Here is an 18,800-nt window from a genome sequence, read left to right on the forward strand (position 1 = left end):
GGTCCCGCGGCGGCCGTTCATACGGTCCTGCGGCGGCGCAGGGGCGACAGCAGCCGGTCCAGCGCCACGAGCACCCCCTCCACGACCAGGGCCAGCAGGGCGACCAGCACGGCGCCCGCGAAGACCTGCGCCGTGTCGTAGGTGTTGAATCCGGCGGTGATGATCCGGCCGAGGCCGCCGAGCCCGACCATCGCGGCGATGGAGGCGGTCGCGACCACCTGTACGGCGGCGGACCGGAGACCGGTCATGATCATCGGGTAGGCGAGGGGAAGCTCGACACGCACGAAGAGCTGCCCGCCGGACATCCCCATCCCCCGCGCCGCCTCCAGCACCGACCGGTCCACCTCCCTCATCCCGACGTAGGCGTTCGTCAGCAGCGGGGGCACCGCGAACAGCACCAGCGCGATCACCGTGGGCAGATAGCCGGAGTTGCGCAGGGGCGTCATCATGAAGAGGGCCAGCACCGCGAACACCGGGACCGCCCGCCCCACGTTGGAGACGTTGACCGCCAGCGCGCCCCCCTTGCCGACGTGGCCCAGCCAGAGGGCGACCGGCAGGGCGAGGGCACAAGCCACCGCGAGGGCGATCCCGCTGACGTACAGATGCTCCGCCAGGCGCTGGGCCGCCCCGCCGTCCCCCGACCAGTTGGAGCCGGTGGTCAGCCAGGTCCACGCGTCTTGGATGACTCCCATGGGTCAGGCCGCCTCCGTCCTCGCGATGCCCGGCCCCGTGGACGGGGTCCGTATCCGGGTCCACGGCGTGAGCAGGCGCTGCGCCCCGAGCAGCAGCAGATCCGCGGCCACCGCGAGCAGCACGCAGAGCACGGACGCGGTGAGCACCTGGGCCTTGAAGAAGCTGGGCAGCGCGTCCTCTATGAGGTTGCCGAGGCCGCCCTTGCCGACGAGTGAGCCGACCGTGGTCAGCGCGACCGTCGACACCGTGGCGATGCGCAGCCCGGCCATCAGCGCGGGGAGGGCCAGGGGGAGTTCGACCTCCCAGAGGAGCCGGGCGGGGCCGTACCCCATCCCCTTCGCGGCTTCCCTGGCCTCCTGGGGCACCGCTTCGAGGCCGGCCAGGATGTTGCGCACGAGGATGGTCAGCGAATAGAGCACCAGGCCCGTGACGACGAGCGCCGCCGAGAGCCCGAAGAGCGGCAGCAGCAGCGAGAACATCGCCAGCGAGGGCACGGTGTAGAGCACGGTGGTCAGCCCCAGCACCGGTCCCGCGAAACGCCTTCCGCGGCGGGCGAGCAGCGCGAGCGGAAATGCCACCACGAGCCCTATCAGCACGGAGACCGCCGTGATCCAGATGTGCTGGACGGTCGCCTCGGTCAACTCATGGCTGCGGGAACGCAGATACTCCCCGCAGATCCAGTCGTTCGCCACCAGGCAGTTCTGCTCGGCCATCCGTCCCCCACCTCCCGTTCGCCCTCGCGGCGCCGTCACGGCCTCTTCTCCGGCGACCCTATCCCCGAGCACCGACAATCGCCGAGGCTGTCGTATTCCGGCAACATGGCCTTCACAGAACCCGCGTCACAATGGGGAATCATGATCCGTTTCGAGCACGTCACCAAGCGGTACGAGGACGGCACCACCGCCGTCGACGGCCTTTCCTTCGAGGTCGCCGACGGTGAACTGGTCACGCTCGTCGGACCTTCCGGCTGCGGCAAGACGACCACCATGAAGATGGTGAACCGTCTGATCGAACCGACCGAGGGCCGGATATTCCTCGACGGGGACGACATATCCGCCATCGACCCCGTGCAACTCCGGCGCCGTATCGGCTATGTGATCCAGCAGGTCGGCCTCTTCCCGCACAAAACGGTCCTGGAGAACACGGCGACCGTGCCTCATCTCCTCGGCTGGAAGCGGGGAAAGGGGAAGGAGCGCGCCGCCGAACTGCTCGATCTGGTCGGACTGGATCCCTCCGTTTACGGCGGCCGCTATCCCGAGCAGCTTTCCGGCGGCCAGCGTCAACGCGTGGGCGTGGCACGGGCCCTGGCGGCCGATCCGCCCGTCCTCCTGATGGACGAGCCTTTCGGGGCGGTCGACCCCGTCGTGCGGGAAAGGCTCCAGAACGAATTCCTGAAACTCCAGGCACAGGTCCGCAAGACCGTCCTGTTCGTCACCCACGACATCGAGGAGGCCGTCCGGCTCGGCGATCGCATCGCCGTCTACGGACAGGGCCGCATCGAGCAGTTCGACACCCCCGCCACCGTGCTCGGCGCCCCGGCGACCCCGTACGTGGCCGACTTCGTCGGGGCCGACCGCGGCCTGAAGCGGCTCTCGGTCACCCCGGTCGAGGAGAGCGACCTGGACCAGCCGCCGGTCGTCCACCTCGACGACCCGCTGGCGACGGCGACCCAGCGGCTACGGGCGGACGGAGCGCGCTGGGCGGTCGTCCTGGACGGCCAGGACAATCTGCACGGCTGGATCCCGGCGGGCGACGCGGCGACCGCGAAGGGCACGGTCCGCGAGCACGCCCGGCGCATGGAGGCGTGGCTTCCGCTCGGCGCGCCGCTCAAGCAGGCCTTCGCCACGATGCTCCAGCACGACGCGGGCTGGATCGCCGTCATCGACAAGGAGGGCACCGGCCGCTTCCTCGGTGTGCTCACCCCGGCCCGGCTCCACGAGGCACTCCGCCGGTCGATCGACGCCGACGCGCAGGACGTGCCGCGCGCCGAGGTCGCCGTGGAGACCGTGGCGGGCGTCGGCGCCTGAGGACCTCCCGGCCGCCCAGGCCTGCCGCCCAGGCCTCCCGCACGGCCGCCCAGGGTGCCCGTCCGGCCGAATCCGGGGCGGGCGGATCCTCCGGGCGACCGGTCCCGCAGCGGTCGGGCCCTCGGGGTGCGGGACGGGCCCGCCGGAGCCGGCCGCCCGTGCGCGCGGCCCGGGCAGCCCCTCACCGGGCCTAGGCTGGTCGCATGAGTACGTTGCGAGGACGGGGCACAGTACGGGGTCTGCCGGAGTGGGACCGCTGCGCGGTCATGGGAGTCGTCAATGTGACGCCCGACTCCTTCTCCGACGGAGGCCACTGGTTCGACACCACGGCCGCGATCAAGCACGGCCTCGAACTGGTGGCCGAAGGGGCGGATCTCGTCGACGTCGGCGGTGAGTCGACGCGCCCCGGCGCGAGCAGGGTGGACGAGGCGGAGGAGCTCCGGCGGGTGATCCCCGTCGTGCGGGGGCTGGCCTCCGAGGGCGTCACCATCTCCGTGGACACCATGCGGGCCAGCGTCGCCGAACAATCCGTCGCAGCCGGCGCGGCCCTGGTCAACGACGTGAGCGGCGGCCTGGCCGACCGGGACATGATCCGGGTCGTCGCCGCCGCCGGAGTGCCGTTCGTCGTCATGCACTGGCGCGGATTCAGCGAGTCGATGAACAGCCGGGCGGTCTACGAGGACGTCGTGGGCGAGGTCGTCGCGGAGCTCCGCGAACGGATGGACGCGGTGATCGAGGGCGGGGTGGACCCCGAGAAGCTGGTGATCGACCCCGGCCTGGGCTTCGCCAAGGACGCCGCACAGGACCTGGCACTCGTCGCGCACCTGGACCGGCTGCGCGATCTGGGCAGGCCGCTGCTCGTCGCCGCCTCCCGCAAGCGTTTCCTCGGCCATGTCCTGGCGGGCGGGGACGCCACCCCGCCGCCGGCCCGCGAGCGGGACGCCGCGACGGCCGCGATCTCCGCCCTCTCCGCGAACGCGGGCGCCTGGGCGGTCCGGGTCCACGCCGTACGCCCCACGGCCGACGCGGTGCGGGTGGCCCGCGCCGTCGAAGGAGCCGCGTGAGCGCCGCGCGCGACGAGCACGAGGAGGCCGCCGCCGACATCGCGGCGGTCGAGGAGGCCAACACCGCCTTCTACGAGGCGATGGAGCGCGGCGACTTCGACGCCCTCTCCGGCCTCTGGCTGCCGGGCGAGGACCTCACCGTCTCCTGCGTCCATCCCGGCTGGCCGGTGCTCACGGGCCGCGGCGAGGTGCTGCGGAGCTATGCGCTGATCATGGCGAACACGGAGTACATCCAGTTCTTCCTGACCGATGTCGGTGTCTCGATGACCGGCGACACCGCGCTGGTGACCTGCACCGAGAACATCCTCAGCGGCGGCCCGGCGGAGGACGGCAACGCGCTCGGCCCGCTGGTCGGCCAGCTCGTCGTCGCCACCAATGTGTTCCGGCGCACACCCGAGGGCTGGAAGCTGTGGTCCCACCACGGCTCCCCCGTACTGGCCGAAACCGGTGAGGAAGAGGACGAAGAACCGTCCTCCTGAACGGCCCGGACGCGTCACGGGGATTGGGCCGGGCGATCACGGGGTATACGCGGCTACCACCCCCGAACCGTGCCGGCCCGCGTCCCCCGCGGGCAGGCACTGTCGGTGCTCGCGGGTAGATTCGAAAGACGGCGCCTTTCCGCCCGCACGCGGCCGGGTGCCTCCAGAGACGACAACAGCAGGAGTGATTCGCGTGGATCGTGTCGCGCTGCGCGGCCTCAAGGCCCGTGGGCACCACGGTGTCTTCCCCAAGGAACGGGAAGAGGGCCAGACCTTCATCGTGGACCTGGTGCTCGGCCTCGACACCCGCCCCGCGGCAGCCGCCGACGACCTGACGAAGACCGTTCACTACGGCGTGGTCGCGGAAGAGGTGGTCGATGTCGTCCAGGGTGAGCCGGTCGACCTGATCGAGACCCTCGCGGAACGCATCGCGCAGCAGTGCCTCAAGCACGAGGGGGTCGAGGAGGTAGAGGTCGTCGTCCACAAGCCGGACGCCCCGATCACCGTCCCCTTCGACGACGTGACCATCACCATCACCCGGAGCCGAGCATGACTGCATTTTCCACCGAAGGGCAGAGCGACCCGACCGTACAGCCGGTTCCCGCCGCCGTGGTCGAGCAGGTCGACGCTGCGGACGTCACCCTCTCCAACCCCAAACGCGCCGTGATCTCCCTCGGCTCCAACCTCGGCAACCGGCTGGAGACGCTCCAGGGCGCCATCGACGCCCTGGAGGACACCCCCGGCCTGCGGGTCAAGGCGGTCTCCCCGGTCTACGAGACGGAGCCCTGGGGCGTCACTCCCGGCTCCCAGCCGTCGTACTTCAACGCGGTGATCGTCGTGAAGACGACCCTGCCCCCCTCGTCCCTGCTGGAGCGCGGCCAGGCCATCGAGGAGGCCTTCGACCGGGTCCGCGAGGAGCGCTGGGGCCCGCGCACGATCGACGTCGACATCGTGTCGTACGCCGACGTGGTCTCCGACGACCCGCTGCTCACCCTTCCGCACCCCCGCGCCCGCGAGCGCGCCTTCGTCCTCGCCCCCTGGCACGACGTGGACCCGGAGGCCCAGCTGCCCGGCGCCGGACCGGTCTCCGATCTGCTGGCCGGAGTCGGCCGCGAAGGAGTGCTTCCCCGGCCCGACCTGGAACTCCGTCTCCCCGAGTAGTCGTCAGGACCCGAGGAGTCGTTAGGCTCGGGGGCGAACGAAGCGGCGACGGCACGGGTGGACGACCCGCGCCGCACGACACGGCCACGGCGGCGAAGGGCGGCACTCTCGGTGAAGCAACTACGGCTCGGTCTCCTGGCCGGAATCTTCGCCGGAGCCGGCGTGCTGTCCTGGGGCGCGGCGCGCCTCTGGGACGCCCTGGGCACCCTGCCGAGCGTGCCGCTCGCCGCTCCCATCGTGCTGGCCGCGATCGCCGTCGTCCTGCTGGCCACGGCCCTGTCCATCAGGGCGCGGCTGCGTGCCCAGCGGGAGCGGCGTCCGGGCGCGAAGGGCGTCGAGCCGCTGATGGCCGCCCGAGCCCTGGTCTTCGGCCAGGCGAGCGCGCTCGTCGCCGCGCTGGTCGCCGGGATGTACGGCGGCACGGGCGTCTTCCTGCTCGGCTCCCTGGATGTCCCGCCCCGTCGGGATCAGGCCATCTACGCGGGCTTCGCGGTGCTGGCCGGCGTCGCGGTCATCGCCGCCGCCTTCTTCCTGGAGCGCGTCTGCAAGCTCCCCGAAGACGGCGACAACGACCGGAACACGGCCCAGGCCGCCTGAGGGCGCTCCAAGCCGCCCCGGGGCCTCTCGTCCGCGCTCAGCGCGCCATGATGAGGCTCATGGCCTCGGCGCGCGTGGCCGGATCACGCAGCTGTCCGCGGACCGCCGAGGTGATCGTCTTGGCTCCGGGCTTGCGGATGCCGCGCATCGACATGCACATGTGCTCGCACTCGATGACCACGATGACCCCGCGCGGCTCCAGGATCGCCATCAGGGACTCGGCGATCTGCGTGGTGAGCCGTTCCTGCACCTGCGGCCGGCGGGCGTAGACGTCGACCAGCCGTGCCAGCTTCGACAGCCCCGTGATCTTTCCCGAGGTCGCCGGGATGTAGCCGACGTGCGCGACGCCGTGGAACGGCACCAGGTGGTGCTCGCAGGTGCTGAACACCTCGATGTCCTTGACCAGCACCATCTCGTCATGGCCGAGGTCGAACGTCGTCGTCAGGACGTCCTCGGGCTCCTGGTGGAGCCCGGCGAATATCTCCTTGTACGCGCGTGCCACCCGGCCCGGGGTCTCCAGCAGGCCCTCGCGGTCCGGGTCCTCGCCGACCGCGATGAGGAGCTCCCGCACGGCGGCCTCGGCCCGCTTCTCGTCGAATACGCCGATCGAACCCTGCCCGTCGAACGTCACCGGGTCGGTCATCTGTGCCTCGTTCCTCTGTGCAGTCACATGCGCAGCCCGCCGGGACCTCACACGATGCGGCGGGCATGGCGCAGGCGTACGAAAAAGCCGCGCCCCCACAGGCTAGAACCTGGGGGGCGCGGCATCCATTCCGGGCCCGGTGGAGCCCCGTGACAGGGGACACACCTGGTCGGGCAGGGGCTAACTCTCGGGGCGGTCCTCCGGAAGCGCCTCCGTGGAGGTGCCGGTGTTCTTCGACGTGATGTCCGTCGGAGCGATCTCCGGGGTGGCCGAACCATTGGCAGCGCCGTTGGTCAGGGCCAGCTCCTTGGGAGAGAGCACGGGCGGACGCGTCGACGGAGTACGCCGGGCGGAACCGGTCCACGCCGGACGGGCCGGGCGCTTCACGATCGGGGCGAAGATCTCGGCGATCTGCTCCTTGCCGAGCGTCTCCTTCTCGAGAAGCTCCAGGACCAGGGCGTCGAGGATGTCGCGGTTCTCCACGAGAATTTCCCACGCGTCGTTGTGCGCGGTCTCGATGAGCTTCTTGACCTCTTCGTCGACGAGCGCCGCGACCTCTTCCGAGTAGTCGCGCTGGTGGCCCATCTCCCGGCCCACGAAGGGCTCGGTGTTGTCGCCGCCGAACTTGATCGCACCCAGACGCTCGGTCATGCCGTACTGCGTGACCATCGCGCGGGCCGTGGCAGTGGCCTTCTCGATGTCGTTCGCAGCGCCGGTCGTCGGGTCGTGGAAGACCAGCTCCTCGGCCGCGCGCCCGCCCAGCATGTATGCCAGCTGGTCGAGCATCTCGTTGCGCGTCGTGGAGTACTTGTCCTCCTCCGGGAGCACCATCGTGTAACCGAGGGCACGGCCGCGGGAGAGGATCGTGATCTTGTGGACCGGGTCCGACTGGGGGGAAGCCGCCGCGACCAGGGCGTGTCCGCCCTCGTGGTACGCGGTGATCTTCTTCTCCTTCTCGGACATGATCCGGGTCCGCTTCTGCGGACCCGCCACGACGCGGTCGATGGCCTCGTCGAGCATCTGGTTGTCGATCAGCTTCTTGTTGCTGCGCGCCGTCAGGAGCGCGGCCTCGTTCAGCACGTTCGACAGGTCGGCACCGGTGAAGCCGGGCGTACGACGGGCGACCGCGTTGAGGTCGACGTCCTCCGCGACGGGCTTGCCCTTCTGGTGCACCTTGAGGATCTCCAGGCGCCCCTGCATGTCCGGGCGGTCGACCGCGATCTGCCGGTCGAAACGTCCGGGACGCAGCAGCGCCGGGTCCAGGATGTCCGGCCGGTTCGTGGCGGCGATCAGGATGACGCCGCCCTTCACGTCGAAGCCGTCCATCTCGACGAGCAGCTGGTTGAGCGTCTGCTCGCGCTCGTCGTGACCGCCGCCCATACCGGCACCGCGGTGCCGGCCGACGGCGTCGATCTCGTCGACGAAGACGATGGCCGGAGCGTTCGCCTTGGCCTGCTCGAAGAGGTCACGGACACGGGAGGCACCGACACCGACGAACATCTCGACGAAGTCGGAACCGGAGATCGAGTAGAACGGCACGCCCGCCTCGCCCGCGACCGCGCGAGCGAGCAGCGTCTTGCCCGTTCCGGGCGGCCCGTACAGCAGGACGCCCTTGGGGATCTTGGCGCCGACGGCCTGGAACTTCGCCGGCTCCTGGAGGAATTCCTTGATCTCGTACAGTTCCTCGACGGCCTCGTCCGACCCCGCCACATCGGCGAACGTCGTCTTCGGCGTGTCCTTGGTGATCAGCTTGGCCTTGGACTTGCCGAACTGCATGACCTTGGAGCCGCCGCCCTGCATCTGATTCATCAGGAACAGGAACACGACGACGATCAGGACGAAGGGCAGCAGGGAGAGAAGGATCGAGACGAACGGGGACTGCTTCGACGGCGAGACGGTGTAACCCTTCTCGATGTCACCGCTCTCGAACTTCTGCTGCAGCGTGTCGGCCAGCTCGACACCCTGGTTGCCGATGTAGCTCGCCTGGAACTTGCTGCCGGACTCGCCCTGGAGCTTTTCCTTGTCCTTCAGCTCGATCTTCAGGATCTGTTCGTCACCGGTGGTCAGCTTGGCCTGTTTCACCTGGTTCTTGCTGATCGCCTGGATCACCTTGCCGGTGTCCACCGTCTTGTAGCCGCCGGACGAGCCGACGACCTGCATCAACACGACCACGGCGAGGACGGCCAGCACGATCCACATGACCGGCCCACGGAAGTATCGCTTCACGTCCATCCATACGGAGCGAAGTCGCCCCGTCCCTCCTGCCCGTAGGTAAATGCTGCTGTGAGAAAAGACTGTTCTTCGGACGGTACCCCAGCATTGTCACCCGTGACCGCAGGGGACGTACGACAAACCCGTCTTCGAAGGCTCCAACGGCCCGAACGCCACAAGGGTTCCCGGCCGTCCGGCCCGGTTGGTTGCGCCCGGGTCCGGCGGGGCCGGGTGACTCAGCCGCCGTAGACGTGGGGGGCGAGCGTCCCGACGAAGGGGAGGTTGCGGTACTTCTCCGCGTAGTCCAGGCCGTAGCCGACGACGAACTCGTTGGGGATGTCGAAGCCGACCCACTTCACGTCGATCGCGACCTTCGCGGCGTCCGGCTTGCGGAGCAGCGTGCAGACCTCCAGGCTCGCGGGTTCGCGGGAGCCGAGGTTGGTCAGCAGCCAGGACAGCGTCAGGCCGGAGTCGATGATGTCCTCGACGATCAGGACGTGCTTGCCCTTGATGTCGGTGTCGAGGTCCTTGAGGATCCGGACGACGCCCGAGGACTGGGTGCCCGCGCCGTACGAGGAGACGGCCATCCAGTCCATGGTGACGGGGGTGGACAGCGCGCGTGCCAGGTCCGCCATCACCATCACGGCGCCCTTGAGCACGCCGACGATGAGCAGGTCCTTGCCCGCGTACTCCGCGTCGATCTTCGCTGCCAGCTCGACGAGCTTCGCGTCGATCTCTTCCTTGGTGAGGAGCACCGACTGAAGGTCGGTGCCCATGTCCTTCTCGTTCACCCGCGTCTCTTTCTCTGCCCTGCCGGACCCGGACTGTTCCCCGGGCCGGACCGGCGTTTCGCCTGCACTTCAGCCGCTTGCGCTTCAGCTCTGCCGAATCACCAGTCTGCCACCCTGGCGCCGCACCTCGACGCGGCCGGGCAGGTTGATGGCGCCCTGGCCGCGCCAGCCGGTGATGAGCCGGTCGACTTCCTCGATATGACGGGCGAAGAGCGAACCCGCGGGTGAACCGGCGTCGATCACGGCGCGGCGCAGCACCCGGCGGCGTACCGCGGGCGGCAGGACGGAGAGCTTGGCGCACTCCAGCCGTCCGTCGTCGTCGCGGACCGAGCGGGCGGCCTCGGCGGCCCAGGTGTCGAGTGCGTCCGCGTCGTCGCGGGAGAGCTGCGCCGTACGGGCGAGAGCTTCCACGACGCCTTTGCCCAGCGCCTTCTCCAGGGCGGGCAGGCCCTCGTGGCGCAGCCGGGAACGGGTGTAGGCGGGGTCGATGTTGTGGGGGTCGTCCCAGACGGGGATCGACTGCACCAGGCAGGCCTTGCGGGCGGTCTGCCGGTCGAGCTGGAGGAAGGGGCGGCGGTAGCGGCCGGAGGGCCCGGAGGCGGCGGCCATCCCGGAGAGCGAGCGGATGCCCGAGCCCCTGGCGAGGCCCAGCAGGACGGTCTCGGCCTGGTCGTCGCGGGTGTGGCCGAGGAGGACCGCCGCGGCGCCCAGGCGCTCCGCCGCGGCGTCCAGGGCCGCGTAGCGGGCGTCGCGGGCGGCGGCCTCGGGCCCGCCGTCACGGCCGACGTGGACGGCGACGGCCTCGACCGGGTCGAGCCGCATCTCGGCGAGGCGCGTGACGACCTCGCCGGCGCGGAGGTCGGAGCCGGGCTGGAGGTTGTGGTCGACGGTGATGCCGCCGGCGCGGACGGGGAGCTTGCGCGACTCGAAGGCGAGCGCGGACGCGAGCGCCATGGAGTCGGCGCCGCCGGAGCACGCGACCAGGACGAGCGGGGTGTCGGGGCGCTCCGGAAGCCCGGGACGCCGGCCGCCCGCCCCGGCTTCGGCGAACTCGGCGTGTCCGGCCTGTTCGCTGTGACGGCTGTATTCGGTGACGACGTCGTGGAGTACGCGGCGGACCGCCAGGCGTATCGCCGCGACCGCAGGATGGGGACCCATGTCCGGTGCCCTTCGGGTGAAGTTTTGGGGGGTGCCTCCGAGCGGGCCGGGACGGAGTCCCGTCACTCAGAGTGCGTCGATGGTGACAGAGCCAAGCTGTTCATCGAGCATTGCACGCCTTCCCATGCCCTTATGGTCCCTCGGATGGGTGATTGGGGAGGCAATCTTCTGCCGCCGGGCACGCCATGATCACGAGTCTGCCTTACGGTGCACCCGCGCCACCCAGTCCTCGGGGGAGGCGATCTCGGCCTTGGTGGGCAGGGTATTGGGGGAGGTCCACACCCTGTTGAAGCCGTCCATGCCGACCTCGCCGACCACCGCGCGGACGAACTTCTCGCCGTCGCGGTACTGCCGCAGCTTGGCGTCGAGCCCCAGGAGCTTGCGCAGCGCCAGGTCCAGCCGGCTCGCCCCGCGCGCCCTGCGCTGCTGGAACTTCTCCCGGATCTCGGCGACGGAGGCCACCACATCGGGGCCCACCCCGTCCATCACGAAGTCCGCGTGTCCTTCGAGCAGGGACATCACGGCGGTGAGACGGCCGAGGATCTCGCGCTGGGCGGGCGTCTGGACGATCTCGACGAGGCTGCGCCCGCCGTCGTCGCCCTCCTCGCCGCGCTCGCCCTCGGGCCGGCTGCCGCCCGAGAAGGTCTGCGCGGCCTCTCGGAGCCGTTCGAGGAAGGTCATCGGGTCGACGTCGGTCTCGTCGAGGAACGACTGGATTTCGCCCTGGAGGTGGTCGCGGAGCCACGGGACACCGGTGAACTGGGTGCGGTGGGTCTCCTCGTGGAGGGCCACCCAGAGCCTGAAGTCGTGCGGGTCGACCTCGAGTTCGCGTTCGACGTGGACGATGTTGGGGGCGACCAGCAGCAGCCTGCCGCCGCCGTTGGCGGAGGCCGGGAGCTCGCGGGTGGCGGGGGCGAAGGTCTCGTACTGGCCGAGGACCCGGGAGGCCAGGAACGACAGCAGCATGCCCAGTTCGACGCCGGTGACCTTGCCGCCCACGGCGCCGAGCACGGCGTTGCCCGGGCCGGTGCCGCGCCGGTCCTGCATCTTCCCCAGCAGGGGGCGCAGCAGCTCACGGAAGCCCGCGACGTTGGCCCTGATCCAGCCCGCCCGGTCGACGACCAGGACGGGGGTGTCCTCGGGTTCGTGCCCGTCCGGGATCATCCGGGTGTACGAACGGACGTGCTCCTCCGACGCCTTGGCGTGCCGGCGGAGCTCCGCGACGACGGCGCGGGCCTCCTCACGGCTGATCTCGGGACCCGGCCGCACGAACCGGGTCGCGGTCGCGACCGCGAGATTCCAGTCGACCATCTCGGCACCACCGATGCTCGTCATGCGTCAACCGTACGTGAGGTGGCCGCCCCGTGGTGGGGTGTCAGGCGCTCACCGGCCGCCTTTGGTGAGCGCTGTGGCCAGGGTGTCGAGTGAGGACTCCGCCTCGTCGGGGGATGTGGTGCCCGAGGCCAGGAAGGCGAAGGCGAGCAGTCGTCCCCTGGCGTCGACCGAGGTCCCGGCGAGGCTGTTCACGCCGGTGAGGGTGCCCGTCTTGGCCCTGATCAGGCCGGTTCCCCGGGATGTGGCGGTGTAGCGGTCGCCGAGCGTGCCGCTGAAACCCGCCACCGGCAGGCCCGTGAGGACCGGGCGGAGCTCGGGATGGTCCGGACCGGCGGCCAGCGCCAGCAGCTGCGCCAGCAGGGCCGCCGTCACCTTGTCGGCGCGGTCGAGACCGCTCCCGTCGGCGAGGTGGGCGCCCTTCAGCGGCAGGCCGAGCGCCTTCAGCCGGGCGGTCACCGCGCGCCGGGCGCCCGCGAAGGAGGCCGGCTCCCCCGCCTCGATCGCGGTCTGGCGCGCGAGCGCCTCGGCGATGTCGTTGTCGCTGTTGGTCAGCGCGCGCTCCACGAGAGCGGAGAGCGGCTTCGACAGATGCGTCGCCACCGTCCGGGACCCGCCCACGGCGCGCCCGGCCTCGGGCGCGGACCGGGTGTCCACACCGGCGTCGTCCAGGAGGTCCGCGAAGGCGCGCGCGGCGTCGCCCGCCGGGTCGGCCGTACGGGGAGCGGGCCCTCGGACGCTGCCGTCGAGGCGGCCCTCGTCGGCCATGAGCGCGCTGACGGAAGCGATGTTCTCGTTGGGGCCGATGGGGTGGAGGGCCGGGCCCGAGTAGCCCGACGTGTCGTACCTGAGCCGGACGGTCCCGGCGCCGCCGTCGCGCAGGGAGCGTGCGGTGTCGGCGGCCAGGGAGCGCAGGGCCGCCTTGTCCAGGGTGGGGTCGCCGCCGCCGACCAGGGTGAGTGTGCGGGAGTCCGGGGAGAGCCGGACCGTCGTGGCGATGCGGTGACCGGGCCCGAGTGCGGAGAGCGCGGCGGCGGCAGTGGCGATCTTCACCGTGGAGGCGGGGGTCATCGGGGTCGTCGCGCCATGGGCGTACAGCTGCTTGCCGGTGGCCACGTCGACGACGACGGCCGTGCGCACGGCACCGAGGGCGGGCGAGTCCAGCAGCGGATCGAGAGCGGCACCCAGGGCGCTCGCGCCCGCCTGGGCGGAGAGCCCCGCCGTGTTGCCCAGGGCGCTCAGAACGGGGGGCGCGCTGGGGGCGGGCGCCGGTCCGTCGGTAGCCTCCCCTTGGTGATGTGCGCCACCTGCGCGCTCCTGAACGGCCGCCCGGTCCCGCTCGGCCTTACGCTGACCGGAGTCCCACGGACCGGCGGCCAGGACGGCACCGACGGCGACGACCAGGCCGAGCACCGCGGAGCCTGCGACGAGCCGGAGGTCCTGCGCCCCGCTCCCGCGCTTCAGGTACGTCGGGGCTTTCCACCTGCCCCATCCGTTCAACGGTTCGTGCGTCGGTCTGTCCACCGGCTCGGCCACCGTTGACCAGCCCCTTTCGCGAGCACTCATCTGCGTGAGGGACACTTAACCACCAGTCGTATGTGTTGATCATGGAGGAGCCACCCGTGGAGTTCGACGTCGTTATCGAGATTCCGAAGGGTTCGCGGAACAAGTACGAGGTGGACCACGAGACCGGTCGGATCCGTCTGGACCGTCGGCTCTTCACCTCGACCAGTTACCCGGCGGACTACGGTTTCGTCGAGAACACCCTCGGCGAGGACGGCGACCCGCTGGACGCGCTGGTCATCCTGGAGGAGCCGACGTTCCCCGGCTGCCTCATCAAGTGCCGCGCGATCGGCATGTTCCGGATGACGGACGAGGCCGGCGGCGACGACAAGCTGCTGTGCGTCCCGGCGTCCGACCCGCGGGTGGAGCACCTGCGCGACATCCACCACGTGTCGGAGTTCGACCGCCTGGAGATCCAGCACTTCTTCGAGGTCTACAAGGACCTGGAGCCCGGCAAGTCCGTCGAGGGCGCCGACTGGGTCGGCCGCGCCGAGGCCGAGGCCGAGATCGAGGCCTCCTACAAGCGCCTCGAGGCGCAGGGCGGCGCGCACTGACGTGATCCTTCCGGTTCCGCTTACGGGCGGGACGGCGCGGATCACGGCGCATGGGGCCCTCCGGTCCCGCTGACCGTACGTACGACGGGCGGCGCACCTTCACGGTGCGCCGCCCGTCGTGCGTGGCCCCCCATGTCCGTGTCCATACTGGGCAGAAGCGCTCCCAGGACGGGCGGTCGAGGAGGAACGAGGTCGAGTGGTGGCGGAACAGGGCGGTCCCGAGGACCAGAAGCCCCAGTCCGACGAGGCGCGCAGCGCCTTCGTCCCACCGGCCGGTGTGGAGCAGCCACCACCGCTCGAGGACGACCACCCCAGCTCGGAATTCGCCCTTCCGGCCGGTCTGCACACCGAGCCGTCGTCGGCGCCGGGCTCGGCCCCAGGTTCCGGTTCCGGGCCGGGCGGCGGTTCCGCATCCGACACGCTGTCCTCCGCCTTCGTGCCGCCGAGCGGGTACAACGCGCAGCATCCGCCGCCCGCCTTCACTCCCGCGCACGGCATTCCGATGGTCCGGCTGACCAAGGAGGCGCCCTGGCAGGACCGGATGCGCACGATGCTGCGCATGCCGGTGACCGAGCGCCCGGCCCCCGAGAGCGTCCAGAAGACCGATGACTCGGGCCCGGCCGTTCCGCGCGTGCTCGACCTGACCCTGCGTATCGGGGAGCTGCTGCTCGCGGGCGGCGAGGGCGCCGAGGACGTCGAGGCCGCCATGTTCGCGGTGACGCGCTCCTACGGGCTCGACCGCTGCGAACCGACGGTCACCTTCACCCTGCTCTCCATCTCGCACCAGCCGTCGCTGGTCGAGGACCCCGTGACGGCGAGCCGGACCGTACGCCGCCGGGGTACCGACTACACCCGGCTGGCCGCGGTGTTCCGGCTGATCGACGACATCACGACGGCCGAGCACGTCGAGGTGTCGCTGGAGGAGGCCTACCGGCGCCTCGCGGAGATCCGCCGCAACCGGCACCCGTACTCGGGCTGGGTGCTCACGGTCGCCGCCGGTCTGCTCGCGGGCTCCGCGTCGGTGCTGGTCGGCGGTGGCGCCCTGGTCTTCATCGTGGCGGCGGCGGGCGCGATGCTCGGCGACCGTCTGGCCTGGCTCTGCGCCGGGCGCGGGCTGCCCGAGTTCTACCAGTTCACGGCTGCGGCCATGCCTCCGGCGGCGATGGGTATCGCGCTCACCCTCACCCACTCGACGGACATCCGGCCGTCCGCGGTGATCACCGGTGGTCTCTTCGCGCTGCTTCCCGGGCGGGCGCTGGTCGCCGGGGTGCAGGACGGTCTGACCGGCTACTACATCACCGCGGGAGCCAGGCTCCTGGAGGTCATGTACTTCTTCATCGGCATCGTGGCGGGGGTGCTTCTGATGCTCTACCTGGGCGTCCAGCTCGGCGCCCAGCTGAACCCCGAGGCCCGGTTCGTGCCCAACGACCGGCCGGTGGTCCAGATCCTGGCCTCCATGCTCCTCACGCTGGCCTTCGCCGTGCTGCTCCAGCAGGAGCGCTCCACCGTGCTCGCGGTGACCCTCAACGGGGGCGTGGCGTGGATCATCTACGGGGCGATGGCCCGCACGGGCGGCATCTCCCCGGTGGCCGCCACGGCGGTCGCGGCGGGCCTCGTGGGCCTGTTCGGCCAGCTGTTCTCGCGCTACCGCTACACCTCGTCGCTGCCGTACATCACGGCGGCGATCGGACCGCTGCTGCCCGGTTCGGCGACCTACTTCGGTCTGCTGGGCGTCGCGCAGAACGAGGTGGACGCCGGGCTCACCTCGCTCTTCACCGCTGTCGCCACGGCGCTGGCGATCGCCATCGGGGTCAATCTGGGGAGCGAGATCTCCCGGCTGTTCATGCGGGTGCCGGGCGCGGTCGGGGGCGCCTCGCGCCGCGCCGCCAAACGGACCCGCGGCTTCTGACACACGGACGGCGCCCCGGTCCCGCCGGGGACCGGGGCGCCGTCGGCGCGTGCGCGGGGATCAGCGCCTGTTCTGCCAGCCGTACGGGTCCTGGTCGCCGTCCTGGCCGCCCCGGTCGTACGGTCCGGGCTGCGGCTGGGCCGGGGGCTGAGTCCGGCCGGCGCCGTACTGGCCGTCGTGCCCGCCGTCGTACGGAGCGCCCTGGGCGTCCGGGTACTGGCTGCCCTGGCCGGCGTACTGGCCGCCGTACTGCTGGCCCTGCTGGGCGTTGCCGTACTGCTGGCTCTGGGCGCCGCCGTACTGCTGGCTCTGGCCGCCGTCGTACTGCTGGCCCGCCTGGGCTCCGCCGTACTGGCCGGGCTGGGCGCTGCCGTACTGGCCGCCGTACTCCTGGGCCTGCTGGGCGTTCCCGTACTGACCGCCGTACTGCTGGCCCTGCTGCGCGCCGCCGTACTGGCCGGGCTGGGCGCTGCCGTACTGGCCGCCGTACTGCTGGGCGCTGCCGTACTGCTGGCCCGCCTGCGCGCCGTACTGGCCGGGCTGGTCGGCGTACTGACCGGGCTGGGCGTTGCCGTACTGACCGCCGTACTGCCCGCCCGCCTGGGCGTTGCCGTACTGCTGACCGCCGTACTGGCCGTACTGGCTGTCCTGGCCGGTGCCGTATCCGCCGGGCCGGTCGTTGCCGTACTGGCCCGTGCCGTACGAGGCCGCGGGGCCCTGGCCGGTGCCGGTGCCGCCGGTGCCCGGGCCGCCGTCCGAGGGGCCGTTGCCGTTGTCGTTGTCGTCCTCGCGCTGCGCGGGCTGCTCCTTCTTCGACTTGCTGCGGGCGCGCAGGAACTCGATCAGGATCGGCACCACGGAGATCAGAACGATCAGGATGAGGATCATCTCGATGTTCTCGTGCACGAAGTCGACCTTGCCGAGGGCCGCGCCGAGCAGCGTCACCCCGACACCCCAGAGGATGCCGCCGATGATGTTGAACGTGATGAAGGAGCGGTAGTCCATCCGGCTCACACCGGCGATGATCGGCGTGAAGGTGCGGACGATGGGCACGAAGCGGGCCAGAACCAGCGACTTCGGGCCGTACTTCTCGAAGAACTCGTGGGCCTTCTCGACGTTCTCCTGCTTGAAGAGACGGGAGTCCGGGCGCTTGAACAGCGCCGGTCCCACCTTGCGGCCGAAGAGATAGCCGACCTGGTCACCGATGATCGCCGCCAGGGCGACCAGCAGGCAGACCAGCCACAGGGGGTACTTCAGGTCGCCCGTGGTCACCAGGAGGCCCGTGGTGAACAGCAGCGAGTCGCCCGGCAGGAAGAAGCCGATCAGCAGCCCGGACTCGGCGAACACGATGAGCAGGAGGCCGGGCAGCCCGAAGGTGTTGAGCAGGTAATCCGGGTCCAGCCAGCTCGGGCCGAGCGCAAGCGTATTCAAGGGTCCGGGCTCCAGGGTTGGTCGAGGTACGGCGGCGGCTGCGTGGCCGCCCCAAGCTATCAACGCCGGGGAGGACGCCTGGGTTCCACTGGCGTAAGCAAGGATGCGCACGGGACGAACCGGGGCAAAGCTTTCCGCAGGAGGTGCCACATCATGGGCATTGAGGACTACGGCGGCGGACAGACGCCCCGGGCGGACGTGCTGGTCGTCACGACCAACGACGTACCCGGCTACCAGGTGACACAGGTCATCGGCGAGGTGTTCGGACTCACGGTGCGCTCACGCCACCTCGGCAGCCAGATCGGCGCCGGTCTGAAGTCGATGATCGGCGGCGAGCTGAAGGGCCTGACCAAGACCCTCGTCGAGACCCGCAACCAGGCCATGGAGCGGCTCGTCGACCAGGCCAGGGCGCGCGGCGCCAACGCGGTACTGATGATGCGGTTCGACGTGAGCGAGGCCGCCGATGTCGGCACCGAGGTCTGCGCCTACGGAACGGCGGCCGTGATCAGCAACTCCTGAGCGCACCCGTTCCCCCTTCCCCGCTCTCCCCGGAGGCCCCCGCATGCCCACGTCCGTGAACGTCGCCGTCATCTACTACTCCTCCACCGGCACCATCTCCACGATCGCCAAGGCCATCGCGAAGGACGCCGAGAACGCGGGTGCGCAGGTGCGCCTGCGCAAGGCCGCCGAGCTCGCCCCGCAGGCGGCCATCAACTCCAATCCGGCCTGGGCCGCCCATGCGAAGGAGACCGCGGACATCGCCGAGGTCTCGCCCGACGACATGGTCTGGGCCGACGCGGTGATCTTCGGCACGCCCACCCGGTACGGCAACGTCACCGCCCAGCTCAAGCAGTTCCTGGACACCCTGGGGGGCCTCTGGCAGGCGGGGCAGCTCGCCGACAAGGTCTACAGCGGCTTCACCGCGAGCAGCACGGCCCACGGAGGCCAGGAGTCCACCCTGCTGGCGCTCTACAACACGATCTACCACTTCGGCGGCATCCTGGTCCCTCCCGGCTACACCGACGCCTCGAAGTTCGTAGACGGCAACCCGTACGGCACCTCCCACGTCTCGGGGCAGGGAGACATCCCCGTCGGCGAGCAGACCCTGACCGCGGCACGGGTCCAGGCCGAGCGCGTCGTCACGTTCACCCGGGCCATCAAGGCCGGACTCGCGGCCGAGAGCTGAG

The 18,800-nt window shown here is 70.8% G+C and carries 19 protein-coding genes; 10 read left to right on the forward strand and 9 right to left on the reverse strand.

Going from position 1 to position 18,800, the window contains the following annotated elements:
• Nucleotides 1-17: 17 nt before the first annotated feature.
• Both ACWCQM_RS22330 and ACWCQM_RS22335 read right to left on the reverse strand, forming a co-directional pair.
• Complete coding sequence (locus ACWCQM_RS22330) at nucleotides 18-692, reverse strand: ABC transporter permease (RefSeq protein ID WP_450916912.1); 675 nt, start codon at nucleotides 690-692, stop codon at nucleotides 18-20.
• 3 nt (nucleotides 693-695) lie between these two features.
• Complete coding sequence (locus ACWCQM_RS22335) at nucleotides 696-1,406, reverse strand: ABC transporter permease (protein ID WP_450916913.1); 711 nt, start codon at nucleotides 1,404-1,406, stop codon at nucleotides 696-698.
• 141 nt (nucleotides 1,407-1,547) lie between these two features.
• Between ACWCQM_RS22335 and ACWCQM_RS22340 the strand changes: the two genes are divergently transcribed.
• The 6 genes from ACWCQM_RS22340 to ACWCQM_RS22365 all read left to right on the forward strand — a co-directional run bounded on the left by ACWCQM_RS22340 (nucleotide 1,548) and on the right by ACWCQM_RS22365 (nucleotide 6,021).
• On the forward strand, nucleotides 1,548-2,720 hold the full coding sequence (locus ACWCQM_RS22340) for a betaine/proline/choline family ABC transporter ATP-binding protein (protein WP_450916914.1): 1,173 nt from the start codon (nucleotides 1,548-1,550) through the stop codon (nucleotides 2,718-2,720).
• 203 nt (nucleotides 2,721-2,923) lie between these two features.
• The gene (gene folP, locus ACWCQM_RS22345; protein WP_450916915.1) at nucleotides 2,924-3,784 is read left to right on the forward strand and encodes a dihydropteroate synthase; all 861 of its coding nucleotides are present in this window, start codon (nucleotides 2,924-2,926) and stop codon (nucleotides 3,782-3,784) included.
• Nucleotides 3,781-4,263, forward strand: coding sequence for a nuclear transport factor 2 family protein (locus ACWCQM_RS22350; protein ID WP_450916916.1), 483 nt, complete (start codon nucleotides 3,781-3,783; stop codon nucleotides 4,261-4,263). Before folP ends, ACWCQM_RS22350 begins: the two co-directional genes overlap by 4 nt.
• Nucleotides 4,264-4,456: 193 nt before the next feature.
• Nucleotides 4,457-4,816, forward strand: a complete 360-nt coding sequence (gene folB / locus ACWCQM_RS22355; protein ID WP_073750250.1) for a dihydroneopterin aldolase — start codon at nucleotides 4,457-4,459, stop codon at nucleotides 4,814-4,816.
• A complete protein-coding gene (folK, locus tag ACWCQM_RS22360) occupies nucleotides 4,813-5,424 on the forward strand; it encodes a 2-amino-4-hydroxy-6-hydroxymethyldihydropteridine diphosphokinase (protein WP_450916917.1) in 612 nt (203 codons plus the stop codon). Before folB ends, folK begins: the two co-directional genes overlap by 4 nt.
• 111 nt (nucleotides 5,425-5,535) lie before the next feature.
• On the forward strand, nucleotides 5,536-6,021 hold the full coding sequence (locus ACWCQM_RS22365; protein WP_450916918.1) for a DUF3180 domain-containing protein: 486 nt from the start codon (nucleotides 5,536-5,538) through the stop codon (nucleotides 6,019-6,021).
• A 37-nt stretch (nucleotides 6,022-6,058) separates the two neighbouring features.
• Here the strand turns inward: ACWCQM_RS22365 and folE are convergent, their stop codons facing one another.
• From folE to dacB, 6 genes are all read right to left on the reverse strand, one after another.
• Entirely contained in the window at nucleotides 6,059-6,664 is a 606-nt protein-coding gene (folE, locus tag ACWCQM_RS22370) for a GTP cyclohydrolase I FolE (RefSeq protein ID WP_450916919.1), read from the reverse strand.
• Between the two features lie 180 nt (nucleotides 6,665-6,844).
• Nucleotides 6,845-8,896 (reverse strand): ATP-dependent zinc metalloprotease FtsH, encoded by a 2,052-nt coding sequence (ftsH, locus tag ACWCQM_RS22375; RefSeq protein WP_450916920.1) that lies wholly within the window; start codon nucleotides 8,894-8,896, stop codon nucleotides 6,845-6,847.
• Nucleotides 8,897-9,111: 215 nt separating this feature from the next.
• Nucleotides 9,112-9,651, reverse strand: a complete 540-nt coding sequence (gene hpt / locus ACWCQM_RS22380) for a hypoxanthine phosphoribosyltransferase (protein ID WP_014155504.1) — start codon at nucleotides 9,649-9,651, stop codon at nucleotides 9,112-9,114.
• Between the two features lie 99 nt (nucleotides 9,652-9,750).
• On the reverse strand, nucleotides 9,751-10,824 hold the full coding sequence (gene tilS / locus ACWCQM_RS22385; protein WP_073750255.1) for a tRNA lysidine(34) synthetase TilS: 1,074 nt from the start codon (nucleotides 10,822-10,824) through the stop codon (nucleotides 9,751-9,753).
• A gap of 189 nt (nucleotides 10,825-11,013) precedes the next feature.
• Complete coding sequence (locus tag ACWCQM_RS22390) at nucleotides 11,014-12,159, reverse strand: zinc-dependent metalloprotease (protein WP_450916921.1); 1,146 nt, start codon at nucleotides 12,157-12,159, stop codon at nucleotides 11,014-11,016.
• 48 nt (nucleotides 12,160-12,207) lie between these two features.
• Complete coding sequence (gene dacB / locus ACWCQM_RS22395) at nucleotides 12,208-13,722, reverse strand: D-alanyl-D-alanine carboxypeptidase/D-alanyl-D-alanine endopeptidase (protein ID WP_450916922.1); 1,515 nt, start codon at nucleotides 13,720-13,722, stop codon at nucleotides 12,208-12,210.
• Between the two features lie 56 nt (nucleotides 13,723-13,778).
• Here dacB and ACWCQM_RS22400 point away from each other — a divergent pair, with 56 nt between their 5' ends.
• Both ACWCQM_RS22400 and ACWCQM_RS22405 read left to right on the forward strand, forming a co-directional pair.
• The gene (locus ACWCQM_RS22400; RefSeq protein ID WP_031090989.1) at nucleotides 13,779-14,273 is read left to right on the forward strand and encodes an inorganic diphosphatase; all 495 of its coding nucleotides are present in this window, start codon (nucleotides 13,779-13,781) and stop codon (nucleotides 14,271-14,273) included.
• A gap of 196 nt (nucleotides 14,274-14,469) precedes the next feature.
• Nucleotides 14,470-16,182, forward strand: coding sequence for a threonine/serine ThrE exporter family protein (locus ACWCQM_RS22405; protein ID WP_450916923.1), 1,713 nt, complete (start codon nucleotides 14,470-14,472; stop codon nucleotides 16,180-16,182).
• A 60-nt stretch (nucleotides 16,183-16,242) separates the two neighbouring features.
• Here ACWCQM_RS22405 and ACWCQM_RS22410 read toward each other — a convergent pair whose 3' ends face one another.
• A complete protein-coding gene (locus ACWCQM_RS22410) occupies nucleotides 16,243-17,613 on the reverse strand; it encodes a DedA family protein (RefSeq protein ID WP_450916924.1) in 1,371 nt (456 codons plus the stop codon).
• 153 nt (nucleotides 17,614-17,766) lie between these two features.
• Between ACWCQM_RS22410 and ACWCQM_RS22415 the strand changes: the two genes are divergently transcribed.
• Nucleotides 17,767-18,132, forward strand: coding sequence for a YbjQ family protein (locus ACWCQM_RS22415; RefSeq protein ID WP_073750260.1), 366 nt, complete (start codon nucleotides 17,767-17,769; stop codon nucleotides 18,130-18,132).
• Between the two features lie 43 nt (nucleotides 18,133-18,175).
• Complete coding sequence (wrbA, locus tag ACWCQM_RS22420; RefSeq protein ID WP_450916925.1) at nucleotides 18,176-18,799, forward strand: NAD(P)H:quinone oxidoreductase; 624 nt, start codon at nucleotides 18,176-18,178, stop codon at nucleotides 18,797-18,799.
• Nucleotide 18,800 lies beyond the last annotated feature (1 nt).

The organism is Streptomyces sp. NPDC002125 (assembly GCF_053593715.1).